Raw genomic sequence first — 18,243 nt, forward strand, 5'->3', positions numbered from 1 at the left:
TCGGTGCGTACGGATGCGGGGGCCGGGCGGACGCTCACGGCGCCCCCGGTGGCACGAACGGCAGCCCCTCGGGCGCGCCCTTCTCGATGAGCCGCAGCAGCGCGTCCGTGTCGGCGTGCTCCTCGATCAGGTCGCCGAGCCGGTCCAGCTGCTCCTCGCGCAGCGCCCCGAAGGACGTGTCCGGGGCCGGGACGAAGGCCCGTCCAGCCGCCGCGGCGACCTCGCGGAGGAAGGCGCGGCGGAAGCCGTCGCTCTCCAGGGAGCCGTGCCAGTGGGTGCCCCAGACGGCGCCGACGCGGCAGCCGTCGAGGAACGGCTCCCCGCCGCGCACGTCCGCGACGCCGTGGTGGATCTCGTACCCCTCGACCGGTTCGCCGAGCGCCTCGCCGACCGGCCGGGCGAGGGTCTTCTCGCGCGCGAACCGGACCCGTACGGGCAGCAGGCCGAGGCCGTCGACGGCGCCCGCCCTCGACTCGACCTCGTCCTCGATGTGCTCGCCGAGCGCCTGGAAGCCGCCGCAGATCCCCAGCACCGGGCGCCCCTCGGCGGCCCGCCGGGCCAGCGCGCCGGCGAGGCCCCGCTCGCGCAGCCAGGCCAGCGCCTTGACCGTGCCGCGGGTGCCCGGCACGACGACCAGGTCCGCGTCGGCCAGCTCCTCCGGCCGGTCGACGAACCGCACGATCACGCCCGGCTCGGCGGCCAGCGCGTCGACGTCGGTGAAGTTCGACATCAGGGGGACGGCGCAGACGGCGACCCGCAGCACGTCGGCGCCGAGCGGCGGCGCCACGACGGACTCGCGGACGGTGCCCCGCAGCGAGACCCGCAGCCCGTCCTCCTCGTCGATGCCGAGGCCGTGGGCGTACGGCAGCACACCGAGGGTCCGGCGCCCGGTCAGGCCGTGCAGCATGTCGAGCCCGGGCTCCAGCAGCGTCACGTCGCCCCGGAACTTGTTCACCAGATATCCGGCGATCAGTTCCTGGTCCTCGGGGGCGAGCAGCGCCGTCGTGCCGAAGAACTGGGCGAAGACCCCGCCCCGGTCGATGTCGCCGACCACGACCACGGGGAGCCGTGCGGCCCGCGCGATGCCCATGTTGACGATGTCGGTGCGGCGCAGGTTGATCTCGGCGGGGCTGCCCGCGCCCTCGCAGATCACCGCGTCGTGTGTGGCCCGCAGCTCCTCCAGGCAGGCGAGGACCGGCTCGAAGAGGGTCTGCTGCCGGCCGCCGTGGTAGCCGCGGGCGCTCATCTCGCCGACCGGCTTGCCCATGAGGACGACCTGGCTGGACCGGTCGCCGCCCGGCTTGAGCAGCACCGGGTTCATCAGCGCGGTCGGCTCGACGCGGGCGGCCTGCGCCTGCATGGCCTGGGCGCGGCCTATCTCGGCGCCCTCCCGCGTCACGAAGGAGTTGAGGGACATGTTCTGTCCCTTGAACGGCGCCACCTTGACGCCCTGCCGGACCAGCCAGCGGCAGATGCCGGCCGTGACGACGCTCTTGCCCGCGTCGGAGGTCGTCCCGGCGACGAGCAGCCCCCCACCCCTCACTTCGTCCTCCGCTTCACCGTGTCGGTCAGGATCCGGCCGCCCACGCAGGCGGCCAGGGTCAGCCAGGTCACCCGGCGGGAGAGCCGGACGGCCCGGTCGATGTCGGCGACCTCGACGGGCCGCCCGCCGCCGTTGAGGACGGGCCGGTGCTCGACCCGCCCGCCGTACGAGAGTGTCCCTCCGAGCCGTACCCCGAGGGCGCCCGCGAACGCGGCCTCGACCGGTCCGGCGTTGGGGCTGGGGTGCTTCCCGGCGTCGGACCGCCAGGCCCGTACGGCCCCGCGCGGGTCCCCGCCGGCGGCGGTCGCGAGGGCGGCGGTGAGCCGGGCGCCGGGCCAGCCGGCCAGGTCGTCGAGACGGGCGGAGGCCCAGCCGTAGCGCCGGTACCGGGGCGACCGGTGGCCGACCATGGCGTCCAGGGTGTTGACGGCGCGGAAGCCGAGCAGGCCCGGTACGCCGGCGACCGCGCCCCAGACGAGGGCGCCGACGACGGCGTCGGAGGTGTTCTCGGCGACGGACTCGACGACCGCGCGGGCCATCGCGGGGCCGTCCAGGGCCTGCGGGTCCCGTCCGACGAGGTGCGGCATCCGTTCCCGGGCGACCTCCAGGTCGCCGGCGGCGAGCGCCCCGCCGATGGCCCGGGCCTCCCGGCCCAGGGTCGTCCCGCCGACGACGGCCCACACGGAGGCGGCGGTCAGCGCGGCGGAGGCGGTGCGGCTGCCCCGGACCGTGCGGGCGGCCAGCGCTCCGGCGGCGGCGGCACCCCCCGCGCAGACGGCGGTGTGCAGCGTGCCCCGGCCGCGGTGGTCGCGCCAGAGGCGCTTCTCGACGGCGGCGGCCGCCCGCCCGAAGGCGGCGACGGGATGGCCGCGGCGGGGATCGCCGAGGACCAGGTCGACGGCGAGGCCGGCGGCCGCTCCGTACGCGAAGACTGCGGTGGCTCGGGAAGCCACGGGGATGCGGCCGGGCATGGCGGCGTGTCCTCACTCAGGGTCCGCGCCCTGGGTCGACGTGACCGGCGGCGAGAGTTCCTGACTCCCGGGTCCCGGCTCTCCGCCGGGCCCGGTCACAGTGGCGGGACCGCGCCGGAATCGCACCGGGCTTCCTCTCCATTGCCGCCGTATTGGCCCCGGCAGTCCACCACGCCCCGCGAAGGGCCGTCAACTCACCCTTGACCTGCGACGGGTCACTGTGCGGAGCGCCACAGACACGAGGGCCGGGCCCGCCCTCGTCATGAGGTGCGGGCCCGGCCCCGGAGCGTCGTGGATCAGACGACGATGAGGTAGATCCCGTAGGCGACGGCCGCCGCGCAGAGCGCGAAGCAGGCGTAGGCGCCGGTGCGGGCGAGGGTCGCGGAGCCTCCCGTGGCCGCGGCCTCCTCCTGCTTGGTGAGGCCGACGATCCCGAGGCTGAAGAGGCCCACGAGGGCGACGGTCGCCACGAGGCTGACTCCGAAGACGGAGCCGAGAGCTGCCCAGTCGATCTTCATGGCTTGGGTTCCCGTTTCCTTAGGGGGCTCAGACCGCGGCGGCGGGGGCCGGGGGAGCGGCGGGGTCGTTCGGACCCGGCGCGTGGATGGTGGTCTTGAGGCCGTCGTCCGCGACGGCGGCGACGGAGCCGGCCGGCGGCGGGGTGACGGCGGCGATGGCCGTGGTCACGACGCCGGGGGTGCCGGAGCCGGTGTCGTCGCCGTCCAGGTCGTCGGCGGTGACGTTGGTGTGGTCGACCGGCTGGCGGCGGGAGAGCGCCCAGATCACGGCCGAGCCGCCGACCAGGACGACCGCGGTGGCGGCGATGCCCCAGGGGCCCTGCTTGGTGAGGAACTCGGCGCCGGCGCCGACGAGACCGGCGGCCGGGAGGGTCAGGCCCCAGGCGACGAACATCCGGGTGGCGGTCGACCAGCGGACGACACCGCCCTTGCGGCCGAGGCCGGCGCCCATCACGGCACCCGAGCAGGACTGGGTGGTGGAGAGGGAGAAGCCGAGGTGCGAGGAGGCCAGGATGACCGTCGCGGCGCTGGTCTGGGCGGCGAAGCCCTGCTGCGGCTGGAGGTCGGTGAGGCCCTTGCCCATGGTGCGGATGATGCGCCAGCCACCGAGGTAGGTGCCGAGCGCGATGGCGACACCGGCGGAGACGATGACCCACAGGGGCGGGTTCGAGCCGGGGGCGACGACGCCCTGCGTGACCAGGGCGAGGGTGATGATGCCCATCGTCTTCTGGGCGTCGTTGGTGCCGTGGGCGAGGGAGACGAGACCGGCGGAGGCGATCTGGCCGGCCCGGTAGCCCTTGGCGGTCGCCTTGGCCTCCGGGTTCGCCTTGATCTTGTACGTCAGCTTGGTCGCGGCCATCGCGGCGAGACCGGCGACGAGGGGCGCCGCCACGGCCGGGATGAGGACCTTGGTGACGATGGTGGAGCCGTTCACGGCCGACCAGCCGGCCGACATGACCGCGGCGCCGATGAGGCCGCCGAAGAGGGCGTGGGAGGAGCTGGACGGCAGGCCCAGGAGCCAGGTCAGCAGATTCCACAGGATGGCGCCGACGAGGGCCGCGAAGATCACTTCTGTGCGGATGCCCTCTTCGTTGATGATCCCGCCGGAGATCGTCTTGGCGACCTCGACGGACAGGAACGCGCCGACCAGGTTCAGCACGGCGGACATGGCCACCGCCGTCTTGGGCTTGAGAGCACCGGTCGAGATGGTCGTGGCCATCGCGTTGGCGGTGTCGTGGAAACCGTTCGTGAAATCGAACACGAGAGCTGTCACGACCACAATGGCGAGCAGCAGCGTGATGTGTTCCATTTACCCAGGCAATCGTTTGACGTCAGTGGCTGGTCGAACGTAGGCAACCTGAGTGAACGGAAGGTGAACTGGGTGGGGCATCACGGTGTCCCGAACCGGTGCCGTGAGATTCCGCTTCGCCTCCGGGGCGCCTCCGTGTCCACCATCCGGTCACCCCGCAACCACGGGTAATCCCGGACCGCACGGGACACACCGGACCCAAGCCGCCTACACCCCCGATCCCCCCGTTCCACCCCCTGGACGCCGTCATCCCCACGAGTCACCCCCTGGGGAGACCCTTGTCACCCTCGCGGGGGACGCGGAGGGACGGGCGGGGGACGGGGCGGGAGCCGCGCGGGGATCGGGCGGGGACGGCCAGGGGATCGGGCGGGATCGGTCGGGATCGGTCGGGGGTCACGGGAGCCGGGAGTCTCGCGAGGCGCCCCGGCGGCAGCGCCCCGGCCCGGCAGCGCCCCGGCCCGGCAGAGGCTCGGCCCCCGTCCGGCCCCCGTCCGGTGGCGGCCTTCCCGCCCCGTGCCGAGACTGAGAGCGTGCGCCCGGCTACAGCGACGGCAGCGGCCGTCACCACCCTGATCGGTGTCGGTGCGGCCGTCGTGGCGGCCGGCCGCCACGCGAGCGGCGTCGCCCTCAAGGCGACGTCCGGACGGCCCCTCCCCGGCGACCCCAAGCTCACCGTGCACGCCACGGGGCCCGAGCGGGTCACCCTCACCCGCAGCCTCGTCTCGCTGCGCCCCGGCACGTACGGGATGACGGCACCCGGCCTGCACGCGGTCACCGGCCCCGTCCTCGACCGCGTGCCGCACACCGCCGACACCGTCGTCCGCCGCCTCGAACGCGTCGAGCGCGGCGCGCTCGGGCCCGGCAGCCGCGTCCGCCTCACCCCGCAGCTGCACACCGGCACTCCGGAGACCGCCCTCGGCCTGCCCCACGAGGACATCGAGATCCCCGGGGAGCTCGGCCCGCTCCCCGCCTGGCTCGTCACCGGCCCCCGCTCCACCTGGGTCGTCGCCCTGCACGGGCTCACCGCCGGCCGCGAGCACACGCTGAACCTCGTCCCCTTCTACGCCCGCCGCCGCGTGCCGGTCCTCGTCCCCGCGTACCGGGGCGACGCGGGCGCCCCCTCGCCGGCGGACGGCCTCGCCCAGCTCGGCGACACCGAGTGGCGCGACGTCGACGCGGTCCTGCGGTACGCGGTCCGGCGCGGCGCGACCAAGATCGTCCTGCACGGCTGGGGCACCGGCGCCTCCATGGCGCTGCGCGCCGCCGCCGAGTCGGGGGTACGGGACCGGATCGCCGGACTCGTCCTCGACTCCCCGGTCCTCGACTGGGAGGCCACCGTCCGCAACCTCGCCGCCGCGCGGGGCGTGCCGGGCCCGCTGGTGCCGCTCGCCGTCCGCGCCGCCCTCGGCCGTACCGGCCCGCACCCCGACCACACGGCCGGCCTCCGGGTCCCGGTCCTGCTGGCCCACGGCCCCGACGACACGATCGCCCCCTGGGAGCCGTCCGTCGAACTGGCCGCCCGCCGCCCCGACCTGGTGACCCTCCTCCCGGTCCGCCAGGCGCCCCACACGGCCATGTGGAACGCCGACCCCCTCCGCTACGAGGAAGCCCTCCGCCGCTACCTCACCCCCCTGATGTGACCCCCATCGCCCCCGATCCCGCGCGGAGGCGCTGAGAGCGGAGCCGCCCCGTCCCGCCCGGCGCGCGGCCGGGCCGAGGGGCGGGCGAGGCGCGGCGGGGCGAAGGGCCACGCGAGGGGGCCGCGGCGCGGAGGGCCGGGGGAGGGGGTGGAGGTGGCGCCCCGTCACGGCGTGGCGGATTCCGATTGGGCTTTCGGGCCGTCAGCGGGAAGACTGCCCCCGTGACGTCTCGAAAGCCCGATGAACCATTCGCGCGCAACTCCAGACTCCGACTCGTCCGTCCGCGGTCGCTGGCCACCGCCCGACGGGCCGCGACGACGCGGCGCACCCGGCCTGCCCCGAGGCCGCCCGAGGGCACCCCGCCCCGCGCGGAGCTGGCCCGCCAGGCCCGGCTGGTCCTCGCCGACGCCGTACGGATCGCCCGCTGGGCCGCCGCGCCGCGCGGCCCGCAGGGGGGTCCCCGGGCGGCCGCCGCCGACGCCTCCGCTTCCGCTCCGCTCGACGGCCCGGCCGCAGCCGAACGGGCCGCCGCCGACCTCGACCTGACACCGGCTCGGGTCCGCGCCGGCTGGGACCGGGCCCGGCTGGCCGGTCTCGTCGAGCTGCACGGCGCGACCGTCCGCCCCGGCTGGCGCCTCCAGGCGTGGGACCGGGACGACTCCGCGGTGCTCCGCGGCTGGGTCGCGCTCCTCGACGCCTGGTCGCTGGTGCACCCCGCCCCGGAGGGCGTGGCGCCGGGCGCGGTCGCGGAGGTGGTGGAGGCGGTGCCGCAGGTCCTGTCGCTGCTCCAGCTCTCGCAGGGCCCCGTCCTCGTCCCCGCCCTGCTCGATCTGCTGGGCCAGCGCGTGGACGAACTCCGCGAGGAGCGCTGCGAGGTCCCGGGCGACGGCGTGCCCGCGCCGGCCGCGCCTCCGGCCCCCGCCGAGCGGCTGCCCGCTCTCCTCGACTGGGCCCTGGAGGGTCTGGCGGAGGTCGGCGCGCTCACCCTGGACCCGGCGGCCGGGCCGGAGGGACGTCACGCGACCCTGACCCCGCTCGGCAACTGGGCGGTCTGGGTCAAGCTGGAGCAGATCTGCGTGGCCGCCCAGAGCCCCGCCGGCAACATCGAGCAGTCCGCCGCCGACATGCTCCGCGGCTGTGCCCGGCTCACCCCGGGACCGGCCCGCGACGAGTACCGCGCCTGGCTCGCGGCCCGCACGCTGGCCGGCGCGGTCGCCGAGCTGCTCGCGGTGGCCCGCGGCGAGGACGCGCTGCTGCGCGGGCTCGCCTTCGAGGCCCTGCGGGTCGTCGGCGCTCCCGCGGAGGCGGAGGTCCGCGCCGCGGTCGCCGAGCCGTCGCTGCGCCCCTACGCGCTGCTGTGGCTCGCCGAGTACGACGGCACCGACCCCGACGACGCCCCCGAGGTCCTGACCCGCGAGGAGGCGACCTGGCTCTGGGTGGACACGGCGGCCGCCGTCGCCGACCACGGCGAGAGCGAGCTGCTGGTGCGGCACCTGGACTCGGCCGTGCAGGGCACGGTGCCCGCGCTGCTCGACGAGATCAGGGCCGTCGGTCATCCGCGGACCGTGCAGGTGCTGGTGGCGCTGGCCGCCGCCCACCCGGACCCGGCCCTGGCGAAGGCGGTCCGCCGGGCCGCGTTCCAGGTCCACACCGGGGGCGCCTGACGCCGGGCCGGGGCGCCGGCCGAAGGGCCGGGGGCCTGCCGGGAGGCCGGGGGACCGGCGCGGGACCGCGAGCCGGGAGCCCGGCGGGGATCCGCGCCGGGGTCAGTCGCTGCCGGGGGTGTACGTGCCGAAGCTCCACACGTTGCCCTCGGCGTCCTTCGCCATGTAGTCCCGGGAGCCGTACTCCTGGTCGGTGGGCGGCATCACGATCTCCACGCCGTGCGCGACGGCCCGGCCGTGGTGCTCGTCCACGTCCTGGACGTGGACGTAGACGCCCACCGGGCCGCCCGCCCCCATCGCCTTGTCGAAGACGCTGTCGGTGCCGGTGCTGCCGAGCATCACCGTCCCGTTCCCGTAGCTCAGCTCGGCGTGCGCGACGAGGCCGTCCTCGCCCTCGTACACCGCCGTGGCGGTGAACCCGAACGCCTCCGTGAGCAGCGTGATCGCCGCCTTGGCGTCCCGGTACTTCAGTGCCGGACAGATGTCGGGTGCCTCGGACATCCCGCTCACTCCCTCTCGGTTCGGCCGGATGTGACCTGGGGCACAGTCTCGCAGCCGGCGCCGGCAATCAGCGGAAGGTGTTGCACCGGGCCATGTCGCCGGTGCGGTACCCCGTGTAGAACCACTGCTGCCGCTGCTCGGCCGAGCCGTGCGTCCAGCTCTCCGGGGTCACCCGGCCCTGGAAGCGTTCCTGGATCCGGTCGTCGCCGACGGCGGCCGCCGCGTCCAGGCCGTCCCGGATGTCGGCGTCGTCGAGCCGGGAGATCAGCGGCCGGCCGGTGGACTCGTCCGGGGTGCTCGTGGCGTGCCGGGCCCACACGCCCGCGTAGCAGTCGGCCTGGAGCTCGACGCGGACGGCGTTGGAGTCCGCGCCGGTCCGTCCGTCCTGGGCCCGGCTGAGCGTCCCCATCAGGTTCTGCACGTGGTGCCCGTACTCGTGGGCCACCACGTACGCCTGGGCGAAGGGGCCGCCGCTGGAGCCGAACGTGGTCCGCAGCTCGTCGAAGAAGCCGAGGTCCAGGTAGACCTTCCGGTCGCCGGGGCAGTAGAACGGGCCGACCGCCGAGCTCGCCGCTCCGCAGGCGGTGTTCACCCGCTGGCTGAACAGGACGGTGGAGGCGTCGGCGTAGGTGCCGCCGCGGCGCGCGTACTCGGCGCGCCAGTAGTCCTGGAGGCTGTTGACGACGGCCACGGTCCGGCAGTCCTGGCGGCTGTTGGCGTCCGCGCCGGTCCGGCAGGACTGGTTCACCTGGGCCGCGGAGGAGGCGCTGGCGGCGGGTTCGTCCTCGCCGCCGGAGGAGAGCCCCAGCTGGTCGGGGCCGACCCCGAAGAGGATGCCGAGGACGAGGGCGACGAAGGCGATGACGCCGCCGCCGACGGTCGCCTTCCCGCCGGGGATCCGGCTGCCTCGGACGTCCTTCACCTCGGAGGTGTCGAGACGGGCGTCGTCGTCGAACTGCACGGTCCACCTCCGCGTCGCCGCGGCGGTCCGACCGCCGCCCTCCGCCGAGTATCAGCCGATCTTCTGCGCTCTGCCCCTTTTGTTCCCTCTGGTGACAGATGAGAGAAAAGTCCCGACCCTGGGTTCGTCGCCCGTGTGGCCGAAAACGAGTTGCAGGCGCCCGATAGACTGGCCGCATGGACATTCTCCCCTGGGACATCCTCCCCTGGGTGCATTAGCGGCGTCGCAGCCCGTCACCTGTCGTCATCCGCCGTACCCCCACCGCCCTGGAGTCTGTCCGTGATCACCGCTTCCGGCATCGAGCTGCGCGCCGGCGCCCGCATCCTCATCGAGAACGCTTCCTTCCGTGTCGCCAAGGGCGACCGCATCGGCCTCGTCGGCCGCAACGGAGCGGGGAAGACCACCCTCACGAAGTGCCTGGCCGGCGAGGGCCAGCCCGCCGCCGGCGCCATCGCCCGCTCCGGCGAGGTCGGCTACCTCCCGCAGGACCCGCGCACCGGCGACCTCGACATCCTCGCCCGCGACCGTGTCCTCTCGGCCCGCGGCCTCGACGTCCTGATCCGCAAGATGCGGCAGAACGAGGAGCGGATCGCGACCGGCTCCGGCGGCACCCGCGAGAAGGCCCTCAAGCAGTACGAGCGCCAGGAGACCGAGTTCCTCACCAAGGGCGGGTACGCCGCCGAGGCCGAGGCGGCCACCATCGCCGCCGCCCTCGGTCTGCCCGACCGGGTCCTCGGCCAGCCGCTGCACACCCTCTCCGGCGGTCAGCGCCGCCGGATCGAGCTGGCCCGGATCCTCTTCTCGGACGCGGACACCCTGCTCCTCGACGAGCCGACGAACCACCTCGACGCCGACTCGATCGTCTGGCTGCGCGACTACCTGAAGTCCTACCGCGGCGGCTTCATCGTGATCTCCCACGACGTCGACCTGGTCGAGACGGTCGTCAACAAGGTCTTCTACCTGGACGCCAACCGCTCCACCATCGACGTCTACAACATGGGCTGGAAGCTCTACCAGCAGCAGCGCGAGGCCGACGAGAAGCGCCGCAAGCGCGAGCGCCAGAACGCCGAGAAGAAGGCCGCGGCGCTCAACTCGCAGGCCGACAAGATGCGCGCCAAGGCCACCAAGACGGTGGCCGCGCAGAACATGGCCAAGCGCGCCGAGCGCCTGCTCTCCGGCCTGGAGGCGGTCCGCGTCTCCGACAAGGTCGCCAAGCTGCGCTTCCCGGAGCCCGCGCCCTGCGGCAAGACGCCGCTCACGGCGGAGGGCCTCTCGAAGTCGTACGGCTCCCTGGAGATCTTCACCGACGTCGACCTGGCCATCGACAAGGGCTCCCGCGTCGTCATCCTCGGCCTCAACGGCGCCGGCAAGACGACCCTGCTCCGCCTCCTCGGCGGGGTCGAGAAGCCCGACACCGGCGAGGTCACCCCCGGCCACGGCCTCAAGCTCGGCTACTACGCCCAGGAGCACGAGACCCTGGACCCGGAGCGCACGGTCCTGGAGAACATGCGCTCCGCCGCCCCCGACCTCGATCTGGTCGAGGTCCGCAAGACGCTCGGCACCTTCCTCTTCTCCGGCGACGACGTCGACAAGCCGGCCGGGGTCCTCTCCGGCGGCGAGAAGACCCGTCTGGCGCTCGCGACCCTGGTCGTCTCCTCGGCCAACGTGCTCCTGCTCGACGAGCCCACCAACAACCTCGACCCCGCCAGCCGCGAGGAGATCCTCGGCGCGCTGCGCACGTACAAGGGCGCGGTCGTCCTGGTCACCCACGACGAGGGCGCCGTGGAGGCGCTCGACCCGGAGCGGATCATCCTGCTCCCGGACGGCGTCGAGGACCTGTGGGGTCCGGACTACGCGGACCTGGTCGCCCTCGCCTGAGCCCGGACTGGATCATTCGGCTCATCGGTGATCCATCATCTGAGTGAGACGGTCTCGTACCCCCGGCGCGGACCTCTGCCGAATCCTTCCGGCAGAGTCCGCGCCGTACGTGTGTTCCCCTGGCGGCGCTGACCTGCCGATCCCTTGATCCACTCCTTCGGGGGTCGGGTTCCGGCCGTGCGGAATGACTGGTTCCGATCGTGAGGACGCCGTACTCGTCCGCAAACCCGGCAGGACGGACCTTGTCGAATGGGTGGCCAGGAAGACGGGGAGGGGTGATCATGAGAAGTCCAGAGCGCACTTCCCATGAGGAGGCACGGGTGGCCGAGACTCTGAAGAAGGGCAGCCGGGTGACCGGCGCCGCGCGCGACAAGCTCGCGGCAGACCTGAAGAAGAAGTACGACTCCGGTGCGAGCATCCGGGCGCTGGCCGAGGAAACGGGCCGCTCCTACGGATTCGTCCACCGGATGCTCAGCGAATCCGGAGTCACGCTGCGTGGTCGCGGCGGAGCGACCCGAGGCAAGAAGGCAGCCTCGGCCTGACGCCGGGGGCGGCTCGACCGGTCCACCGGGACCCTCCCGGTGGGCACCCGGTCGGTCCTGCGACCGACCCGGTGGTTACTGTGCAGTCACTTAGCATCGGATGCAGTGCTGCACCGGAACCGGAGGCGCCCCATGACCACGCCCGACGACTCCCAGCTCGTCTTCGACAAGGACGGTGTACGGCTCACCGTCGAGGACGCCGTTGCCACGGTGACCCTGACCAACCCGGCGAAGCGCAACGCCCAGTCTCCCGCTCTGTGGCGGGCGTTGACGGAAGCCGGCCGGTCTCTTCCGGGCAGCGTGCGGATCGTCGTCCTGCGCGGTGAGGGCCAGTCCTTCTCCGCCGGACTCGACCGGCAGGCCTTCACGCCCGAGGGCTTCGACGGAGAGCCGTCCTTCCTCGACCTCGCACGGGGTTCCGACGCGGACCTCGACGCGGTCATCGCCGAGTACCAGGAGGCGTTCACCTGGTGGCGCCGCAGCGACCTCGTGTCGATCGCGGCCGTCCAGGGGCACGCCATCGGTGCGGGCTTCCAGCTCGCCCTCGCCTGCGACCTTCGGGTCGTCGCCGAGGACGTGCAGTTCGCGATGCGCGAGACCAGCCTGGGCCTCGTCCCGGACCTCACCGGGACGCACCCCCTCGTCTCCCTCGTGGGCTACGCCCGCGCGCTGGAGATCTGCGCCACCGGCCGCTTCGTCCACGCGGACGAGGCCGAGCGCATCGGCCTGGCCAACATCGCCGTGCCCGCCGCCGAACTCGATGCCGCGGTACGGGACCTCGGCGCCGCCCTGCTCGCCGCGCCGCGCGACGCGGTCGTCGAGACCAAGGCGCTGCTCCAGGGTGTCGCCGGCCGCTCCTACGAGGAGCAGCGCACCGCCGAGCGCGCCGCCCAGGCGCGCCGGCTCCGCGACCTCGCCGGCCTCGGCGACTGACGCCTGCCCCGGGGCCCCGGGGCCCGTCAGCGCACCTCCGTGATCAGCACGGTGACCACGGCGTCCGCGGGGGCCTCCGCGGACGCCGCCGCGCGCGCGGCCCGGGCCACCTCGGCCGGAGGGTGGTCCGCCGCCACGGCGAACTCCACCCGGACGGCCCCGTCCGCGCGGAGCACCGGCGGGCCCAGCGCGTCCGTCACCGCCGCCACGCCCGGCACCCTCAGCACCGCGAGCGCCACCGGATCGTCCGTCGCCGGGGCGACGTGGACCGGCGGCGGGGGCTCCGGCCCGGCCTCGGGCGCCTCCTCCAGCAGCTCCGTCACCCGCAGATCGGCCTCCGTCACCGCCAGGCCCAGCTCCGCCGCCGCGGCGAGGAGCACCGCCCGTACCTCCTCCGCCGTCTCCGGCAGCGGCCGCCCGGCGGCCACCGCGGCGAACTCGGCGTCGATCCGCAGGGGCCCCGGCCGAAGCCCGCCCGGCGGCACCGGGAAGGGCGGATCCGGGAGGTCCGCCCCCTCCGCCGTGCCGATCCGCAGCCGGCCCGGCACCGCGCCCCGCACCCGCGCCGCCGCGCGGACCAGCACCTCACGGGCCGCGCGCTCCGCGAGCCACGCTCCCGCCGCCGTGCCGAGCGGCAGCAGCCTGCCCGGCGCCAGGCGGTCGCGCACCGCCGCCGTCCAACCGTCACTCGTGGTCATTGCCCCAGCCTGCCGTATCCCCGGAGCGGCATCGGGTAACCGCCCTTAGTGTGGGCGAAGAACCCCGAAATATCCCAGAAGGGGCTGAATGTGATGACGGACAGCGAACGCACCGGCGAGAGCGCCCAGATCACCAAGAAGGGTGGTGGCGCCGCGGCCTCCCGGGGCCGCACCACGATCGCCGACGGAGTGGTCGAGAAGATCGCCGGCATGGCCGCGCGCGATGTCGTCGGCGTCCACGCCATGGGCAGCGGGCTCTCCCGCACCCTCGGCGCCGTCCGCGACCGCGTCCCCGGCGGGGGCGGCGCCAAGGCGGGCGTCACCCGCGGAGTGAAGGCCGAGGTCGGCGAGGTGCAGACCGCCCTCGACCTGGAGATCGTCGTGGACTACGGCGTCTCCATCGCCGATGTCGCCGGAGCCGTCCGCGAGAACGTGATCGCGGCGGTGGAACGGATGACCGGCCTGGAGGTGGTCGAGGTCAACATCGCGGTCAGCGACGTGAAGCTGCCCGACGAGGAGGAAGACGAGCCCGAGTCGCGGCTCCAGTAGGAGACCGGGCACGGACAACGGACCGCAGGGCCCGGAAAGGGGTTCAGCATGAGCATGGCGGTGGTCGGCCTGCTGGCCGGCATGGGTCTCGGCTTCGCCGGATACTTCGGCGGCTTCGGGGCGTTTCTTCTGGTCGCGGCCTTGGGCGCGGTCGGCTTCGTGGTCGGCCGCTTCCTCGACGGCGACCTCGAACCCGGTGATCTGCTCCGGGGCCGCGACCGCGGCGACCGGCGGCGGTGACCGCGGGTGCCCACGGACGTGACGGAACGGCCCCCGGTGCGCGAACGGGGCGCGACCACGGTCGCGGACCGGGTGGTCGCCAAGATCTCCGCCCAGGCCGCCCGGGAAGCCCTGGGCGGCGTGCCGGAGGGAGGCCACCGGCCGCACGCCTCGGTCGTCGTCCACCGGGACGCCGCCCGCATCTCGATCAGCCTCGAACTCGACTACCCCACGGACATCGGCCGCCGCTGCGGAGCCGTCCGCGGCCGGGTCCGCCGGCAGGTCGAGCACCTCGTCGGCATGGAGGTCCACGAGGTCACCGTCCACGTGGAGCGCCTCCACTCCGCGCGCACCGCTCCCTCCGCCAGGAAGGGCCGTCTGGCATGACGACACCCGAACAGCCCTCCGTGCCCCGGGAGACCGCGGGCGACGGCGACGGCGGCCGGGGCGGATCCGGCGGCCACGACGGCCCCGGCGGAGGAGCGGACGAGGGCGTTCCCGTGCTCGCCGGGAGCGGTACGGAGCCCCCGCGGGTCCGGCGTTTCTGGGCCGTCCGGCGGATCCCCGCCGCGCTGCTCGCCGCCGTCGTCCTCGGCGGGGCCGGACTGCTGCTCTACGACGTGGCCGCCGTCCGGGCCGACCGGAGCGCCATGAGCTGGCGGCGCGAGCTCGCCGACGGCCTCGCGACCCGGCCCCTCGACAGCACCACGGTCCTCGTGGCCGCCGCCGTCGCGGTGCTGCTGGGCGTCTGGCTGCTGGTCCTGGCGGCCACCCCCGGCCTGCGCTCCGTGCTGCCGATGCGCCGCGAACACCCCGACCTGCGGGCCGGGCTCGACCGGGACGCCGCCGCGCTCGTCCTGCGCGACCGCGCGATGGAGGTCTCCGGCGTGCAGTCCGTGAAGGTCCGGGTCGGCCGCTCCAAGGTCGCCGTCCGGGCCGTCTCCCACTTCCGTCCGCTCGACGACGTCCGCGCGGACGTCGAGTCCGTCCTCGCCCACGGCATCGAGGAACTCGGGCTCGCCCGTCCGCCCGCCCCGACCGTCCGGGTGGACCGTCCGTCCAAGAAGGGGTGACGCACCCGTGAACGCACCCGTCACCGCCGTGCTGCGGCGCGTCAACCGCGGGCTCCTCGGCCTCGCCGGGCTGCTCCTCGTACTGGCCGGCGGCGCTGTCCTCGCCGCCGGCCTCGACCTCTCCGTCCCGACCTGGTGGCCCTGGGCGGGCCCCGGCGACGTGCTGCTCTCCACCGCCGACCGGCAGCGGTGGCGCGAGGAGAGCTGGTGGTGGCCGACCGTCATCGCCGCCCTCGGCGTAATCGTCCTGCTCGCCCTGTGGTGGCTGCTCGCCCAGTTCCGCCGGGGCCGGCTCGCCGAGATCCTGGTCGACACCGGCGACGGCGACGCCGCCGTGCTGCGCGGCCGGGCCCTCGCGGAGGTCCTGGAGGCGGACGCCGCCGCGCAGGAGGGCGTGGTCCAGGCGAAGGTCGCCCTCACCGGCCGCCGCACCGCCCCCCGTACCCGCGTCGCGCTCCTCCTGGAGCCCTACGCCTCCCCGGGCGCGGCGCTGGGCGTCCTCAGCGGCGAGGCGCTGGCCCGTGCCCGCGCCTCGGCCGGTCTGGACGCCCTCCCCACCGAGGCCCGCCTGCGCGCGGTCAGGCACCGGGCCCGCCGGGTGACCTGACGGACCGCCGTGCCCGCCCGGCCGCGTGCCGTGGCGGGCACGGCGGTCCGTCCCTCCGGACCCCGCCGTCCGCCGGCGTCAGAAGCCGTGGCGGGCGCCGCCGTCCACCGGGAGCATGAGCCCCGTCAGGTAGGAGGCGGCGGGGGAGAGCACGAACGCGGCGGTGCGGCCGAACTCCTCCGGAGTGCCGTAGCGGCGCAGCGGGATCGCCAGCTCGTTGGCCGCGCGGGACGCCTCCGCGTCGCCGGAGAGGGCGTCGAGCTGCCGGACCCGGTCGGTGTCGATGCGGCTCGGCAGCAGGCCGACCACCCGGATCCCGCGCGGGCCCAGGTCGTTGGCGAGGGACTTGGCGAAGCCGGCGAGTCCGGGGCGGAGCCCGTTCGAGACGGTCAGGCCCGCGATCGGCTCGTGCACCGACCCCGACAGGACGAAGCCGATCACGCCGCCCTCGCCGAGCGTCTCGGACGCCGCCCGGGCGAGCCGCACCGCGCCGAGGAAGACGGTGCCGAAGGCCGCCGCCCACTCCTCGTCGGTGTTGTCCGCGGCGAAGCCCGGTGCCGGACCGCCGACGCTGATCAGGATGCCGTCGAAGCCGCCGAACCGGGCGCGGGCCTCGGCGATCAGCCGGGCCGGGGTCTCCGGGTCGTCGTTGTCGGCGGCGAGGCCCGCGGCGCCCTCGCCCAGCTCGGCGACCGCCCCGGCGACGGTCGCCTCCTCGCGTCCGGTGATCAGCACCCGGGCGCCCTCGGCGAGCAGCGCCTCGGCGGAGGCCCGGCCGAGCCCCCGGGTCGCGCCGGTGACGACGTACACGCGGTCCTTCAGTCCAAGATCCATGGGCCTATCCTGCCGTCTCGTCCCCGGCCAGAGCGAGCGCCGTCCCGACCAGTCCGATGTGGCTGAACGCCTGCGGGAAGTTGCCGAGCTGCCGGCCCGCCACCGGGTCGTACTCCTCGGCCAGCAGCCCCACGTCGTTGGTGAGCCGCACCAGCCGCTCGAACAGGACCCGGGCCTCCTCCCGGCGCCCGGTCACGCGCAGCGCGTCGGCGAGCCAGAAGGAGCAGACGAGGAAGGTGCCCTCCCGCCCCGGCAGCCCGTCGACCGCCCCCGAGTCGGGGGTGTAGCGCCGCAGGAAGCCCTGGTGGGCCAGGTCGGTGCGGACCGCGTCGACCGTGCCGACCACCCGGGGGTCGTCGGGCGGCAGGAAGCCGACGCGGGGGATGAGGAGGGTGGCGGCGTCGAGCTCCGCGGAGCCGTACGACTGGGTGAAGGTGTTCCGCCGGGGGTCGTACGCCTTCGCGCAGACGTCCGCGTGGATCTCGTCCCGCAGCGCCCGCCAGCGGCCCGGGTCACCGGGCAGCGACGGGTCCGCCTCCAGGGTGCGCACCGCGCGGTCGGCCGCGACCCAGGCCATCACCTTGGAGTGGGTGAAGTGGCGGCGGGGGCCGCGCACCTCCCACAGCCCCTCGTCGGGTTCGCGCCAGTGCGACTCCAGGAAGCCGAGCAGGCTCAGCTGGAGGTTCCAGGCGTGCCGTTCGGGCGGGATGCCGGCCTCGCGCGCGAGGTGCAGGGAGTCCATGACCTCGCCGTACACGTCGAGCTGGAACTGCTCGACGGCCGCGTTCCCGGTCCGCACCGGCGCCGAGTCCGCGTAGCCGCGCAGCCAGGGCAGCGCGGTCTCGGGGAGCCGCCGTTCGCCGGCGGGCCCGTACATGATCTGGAGGTCGGCGGGGTCGCCGGCGACCGAGCGGAGCAGCCAGTCGCGCCAGGCGGCGGCCTCGTCGGCGTATCCGGCGGCGAGGAGCGCGCCCAGGGTGAGCGAGGAGTCGCGGAGCCAGCAGGCCCGGTAGTCCCAGTTCCGCACGCCGCCGATCTCCTCCGGCAGGGAGGTGGTGGGGGCCGCGACGATCCCGCCGGTGGGGGCGTAGGTGAGCGCCTTGAGGGTGATGAGGGAGCGGACGACGGTGGAGCGGTACGGGCCCCGGTAGGTGCAGCGGGCCGTCCACGCGCGCCAGTCGGCGAGCGACTGCTCCAGGGCCTCGAAGGGGTCGACGAGCGCGGGCCGCCGCTCGTGGGAGGGGTGCCAGGTGAGGACGAACGCGACGCGCTCGCCGGCGGTCACGGTGAAGGCGGAGCAGGTGGCGAACTGCTGGCCCCAGGTCTTCACCTGCGGCTCGCTCCGCAGCCAGACCGCGTCGGGTCCGGCGACGGCGACCCGGTGGCCCTCGGACCGCCGCATCCACGGCACGATCGAGCCGTAGTCGAAGCGGAGGCGGAGCACGGCGCTCATCTCGACCCGGCCGCTGACGCCCTCGACGATCCTGACGACGTCCGGGGCGCGGTCGCGCTGGGGCATGAAGTCGGTGACCCTGACGGTGCCGGTGCGGGTCTCCCAGAGGGTCTCCAGGACGAGGGAGTCCTCGGCGTAGCGGCGGGAGGAGCAGGTGGTGGCGCCCTGGGGGGCGATCCGCCAGTGACCGTTGTCCTCGTCGCCGAGGAGGGCGGCGAAGCAGGCGGCGGAGTCGAAGCGGGGCAGGCACAGCCAGTCGATCGACCCGTCGCGGCCGACGAGCGCGGCGGTCTGGAGATCGCCGATCAGGGCGTAGTCGTCGATGCGTCGGGTCACGCTCTGGGCTGTTC

Annotated in this window: 19 protein-coding genes and 1 riboswitch; of the genes, 10 read left to right on the forward strand and 9 right to left on the reverse strand. The window is 74.8% G+C overall.

Translation table 11 applies throughout. The features are described from left to right. Positions 1–34 precede the first annotated feature (34 nt). From ACFVU3_RS24230 to ACFVU3_RS24245, 4 genes are all read right to left on the reverse strand, one after another. The gene (locus ACFVU3_RS24230) at positions 35–1,543 is read right to left on the reverse strand and encodes a cobyric acid synthase (protein ID WP_390069199.1); all 1,509 of its coding nucleotides are present in this window, start codon (positions 1,541–1,543) and stop codon (positions 35–37) included. Continuing rightward, entirely contained in the window at positions 1,540–2,514 is a 975-nt protein-coding gene (locus ACFVU3_RS24235; RefSeq protein ID WP_390069201.1) for a cobalamin biosynthesis protein, read from the reverse strand. The genes ACFVU3_RS24230 and ACFVU3_RS24235 overlap by 4 nt, the downstream gene beginning before the upstream one ends. 54 nt (positions 2,515–2,568) lie before the next feature. Then, positions 2,569–2,652: riboswitch (cobalamin riboswitch) on the reverse strand. A gap of 158 nt (positions 2,653–2,810) precedes the next feature. Beyond that, positions 2,811–3,032, reverse strand: coding sequence for a hypothetical protein (locus tag ACFVU3_RS24240; RefSeq protein WP_390069203.1), 222 nt, complete (start codon positions 3,030–3,032; stop codon positions 2,811–2,813). Between the two features lie 28 nt (positions 3,033–3,060). Next, positions 3,061–4,341 carry an anion permease gene (locus ACFVU3_RS24245; protein WP_390069205.1) on the reverse strand — a complete coding sequence of 427 codons (1,281 nt, stop codon included), beginning with the start codon at positions 4,339–4,341 and terminating at the stop codon, positions 3,061–3,063. A gap of 530 nt (positions 4,342–4,871) precedes the next feature. On the opposite strand from ACFVU3_RS24245, the gene ACFVU3_RS24250 reads away from it, so the two are divergent. Together ACFVU3_RS24250 and ACFVU3_RS24255 are read left to right on the forward strand one after the other, a co-directional pair. Continuing rightward, entirely contained in the window at positions 4,872–5,981 is a 1,110-nt protein-coding gene (locus tag ACFVU3_RS24250; protein ID WP_390069206.1) for an alpha/beta hydrolase, read from the forward strand. Positions 5,982–6,202: 221 nt separating this feature from the next. Further along, on the forward strand, positions 6,203–7,645 hold the full coding sequence (locus tag ACFVU3_RS24255; protein WP_390069208.1) for a hypothetical protein: 1,443 nt from the start codon (positions 6,203–6,205) through the stop codon (positions 7,643–7,645). Between the two features lie 102 nt (positions 7,646–7,747). Here ACFVU3_RS24255 and ACFVU3_RS24260 read toward each other — a convergent pair whose 3' ends face one another. Then, positions 7,748–8,146, reverse strand: coding sequence for a VOC family protein (locus tag ACFVU3_RS24260; RefSeq protein ID WP_390069209.1), 399 nt, complete (start codon positions 8,144–8,146; stop codon positions 7,748–7,750). 67 nt (positions 8,147–8,213) lie between these two features. After that, positions 8,214–9,107, reverse strand: coding sequence for a neutral zinc metallopeptidase (locus tag ACFVU3_RS24265; RefSeq protein WP_390069211.1), 894 nt, complete (start codon positions 9,105–9,107; stop codon positions 8,214–8,216). 279 nt (positions 9,108–9,386) lie between these two features. On the opposite strand from ACFVU3_RS24265, the gene abc-f reads away from it, so the two are divergent. From abc-f to ACFVU3_RS24280, 3 genes are all read left to right on the forward strand, one after another. Next, positions 9,387–10,985, forward strand: coding sequence for a ribosomal protection-like ABC-F family protein (gene abc-f / locus ACFVU3_RS24270; protein WP_390069212.1), 1,599 nt, complete (start codon positions 9,387–9,389; stop codon positions 10,983–10,985). 320 nt (positions 10,986–11,305) lie between these two features. Continuing rightward, a complete protein-coding gene (locus tag ACFVU3_RS24275; protein WP_006123601.1) occupies positions 11,306–11,527 on the forward strand; it encodes a helix-turn-helix domain-containing protein in 222 nt (73 codons plus the stop codon). A 132-nt stretch (positions 11,528–11,659) separates the two neighbouring features. Further along, on the forward strand, positions 11,660–12,460 hold the full coding sequence (locus tag ACFVU3_RS24280; protein ID WP_390069213.1) for an enoyl-CoA hydratase/isomerase family protein: 801 nt from the start codon (positions 11,660–11,662) through the stop codon (positions 12,458–12,460). A 26-nt stretch (positions 12,461–12,486) separates the two neighbouring features. Here the strand turns inward: ACFVU3_RS24280 and ACFVU3_RS24285 are convergent, their stop codons facing one another. Continuing rightward, complete coding sequence (locus ACFVU3_RS24285; RefSeq protein ID WP_390069215.1) at positions 12,487–13,158, reverse strand: hypothetical protein; 672 nt, start codon at positions 13,156–13,158, stop codon at positions 12,487–12,489. Positions 13,159–13,251: 93 nt separating this feature from the next. Here ACFVU3_RS24285 and ACFVU3_RS24290 point away from each other — a divergent pair, with 93 nt between their 5' ends. From ACFVU3_RS24290 to amaP, 5 genes are read left to right on the forward strand one after another with little or no spacing between them, the layout of a single operon-like run. Then, entirely contained in the window at positions 13,252–13,707 is a 456-nt protein-coding gene (locus ACFVU3_RS24290; protein ID WP_390069217.1) for an Asp23/Gls24 family envelope stress response protein, read from the forward strand. Positions 13,708–13,755: 48 nt separating this feature from the next. Next, positions 13,756–13,947 (forward strand): hypothetical protein, encoded by a 192-nt coding sequence (locus tag ACFVU3_RS24295; RefSeq protein ID WP_383455779.1) that lies wholly within the window; start codon positions 13,756–13,758, stop codon positions 13,945–13,947. Between the two features lie 18 nt (positions 13,948–13,965). Further along, entirely contained in the window at positions 13,966–14,313 is a 348-nt protein-coding gene (locus tag ACFVU3_RS24300; protein ID WP_390069219.1) for an Asp23/Gls24 family envelope stress response protein, read from the forward strand. Next, a complete protein-coding gene (locus ACFVU3_RS24305) occupies positions 14,310–14,999 on the forward strand; it encodes a DUF6286 domain-containing protein (RefSeq protein ID WP_390069220.1) in 690 nt (229 codons plus the stop codon). Before ACFVU3_RS24300 ends, ACFVU3_RS24305 begins: the two co-directional genes overlap by 4 nt. A gap of 7 nt (positions 15,000–15,006) precedes the next feature. After that, a complete protein-coding gene (gene amaP, locus ACFVU3_RS24310) occupies positions 15,007–15,606 on the forward strand; it encodes an alkaline shock response membrane anchor protein AmaP (protein ID WP_390069222.1) in 600 nt (199 codons plus the stop codon). 78 nt (positions 15,607–15,684) lie between these two features. Here amaP and ACFVU3_RS24315 read toward each other — a convergent pair whose 3' ends face one another. Next, complete coding sequence (locus tag ACFVU3_RS24315; RefSeq protein ID WP_390069224.1) at positions 15,685–16,440, reverse strand: SDR family oxidoreductase; 756 nt, start codon at positions 16,438–16,440, stop codon at positions 15,685–15,687. A gap of 4 nt (positions 16,441–16,444) precedes the next feature. Continuing rightward, complete coding sequence (locus ACFVU3_RS24320; RefSeq protein ID WP_390069226.1) at positions 16,445–18,229, reverse strand: glycoside hydrolase family 15 protein; 1,785 nt, start codon at positions 18,227–18,229, stop codon at positions 16,445–16,447. Between the last annotated feature and the right edge of the window lie 14 nt (positions 18,230–18,243).

It is taken from the genome of Streptomyces sp. NPDC058052 (assembly GCF_042885515.1).
In the GTDB taxonomy this organism is placed as follows: Bacteria; Actinomycetota; Actinomycetes; order Streptomycetales; family Streptomycetaceae; genus Streptomyces.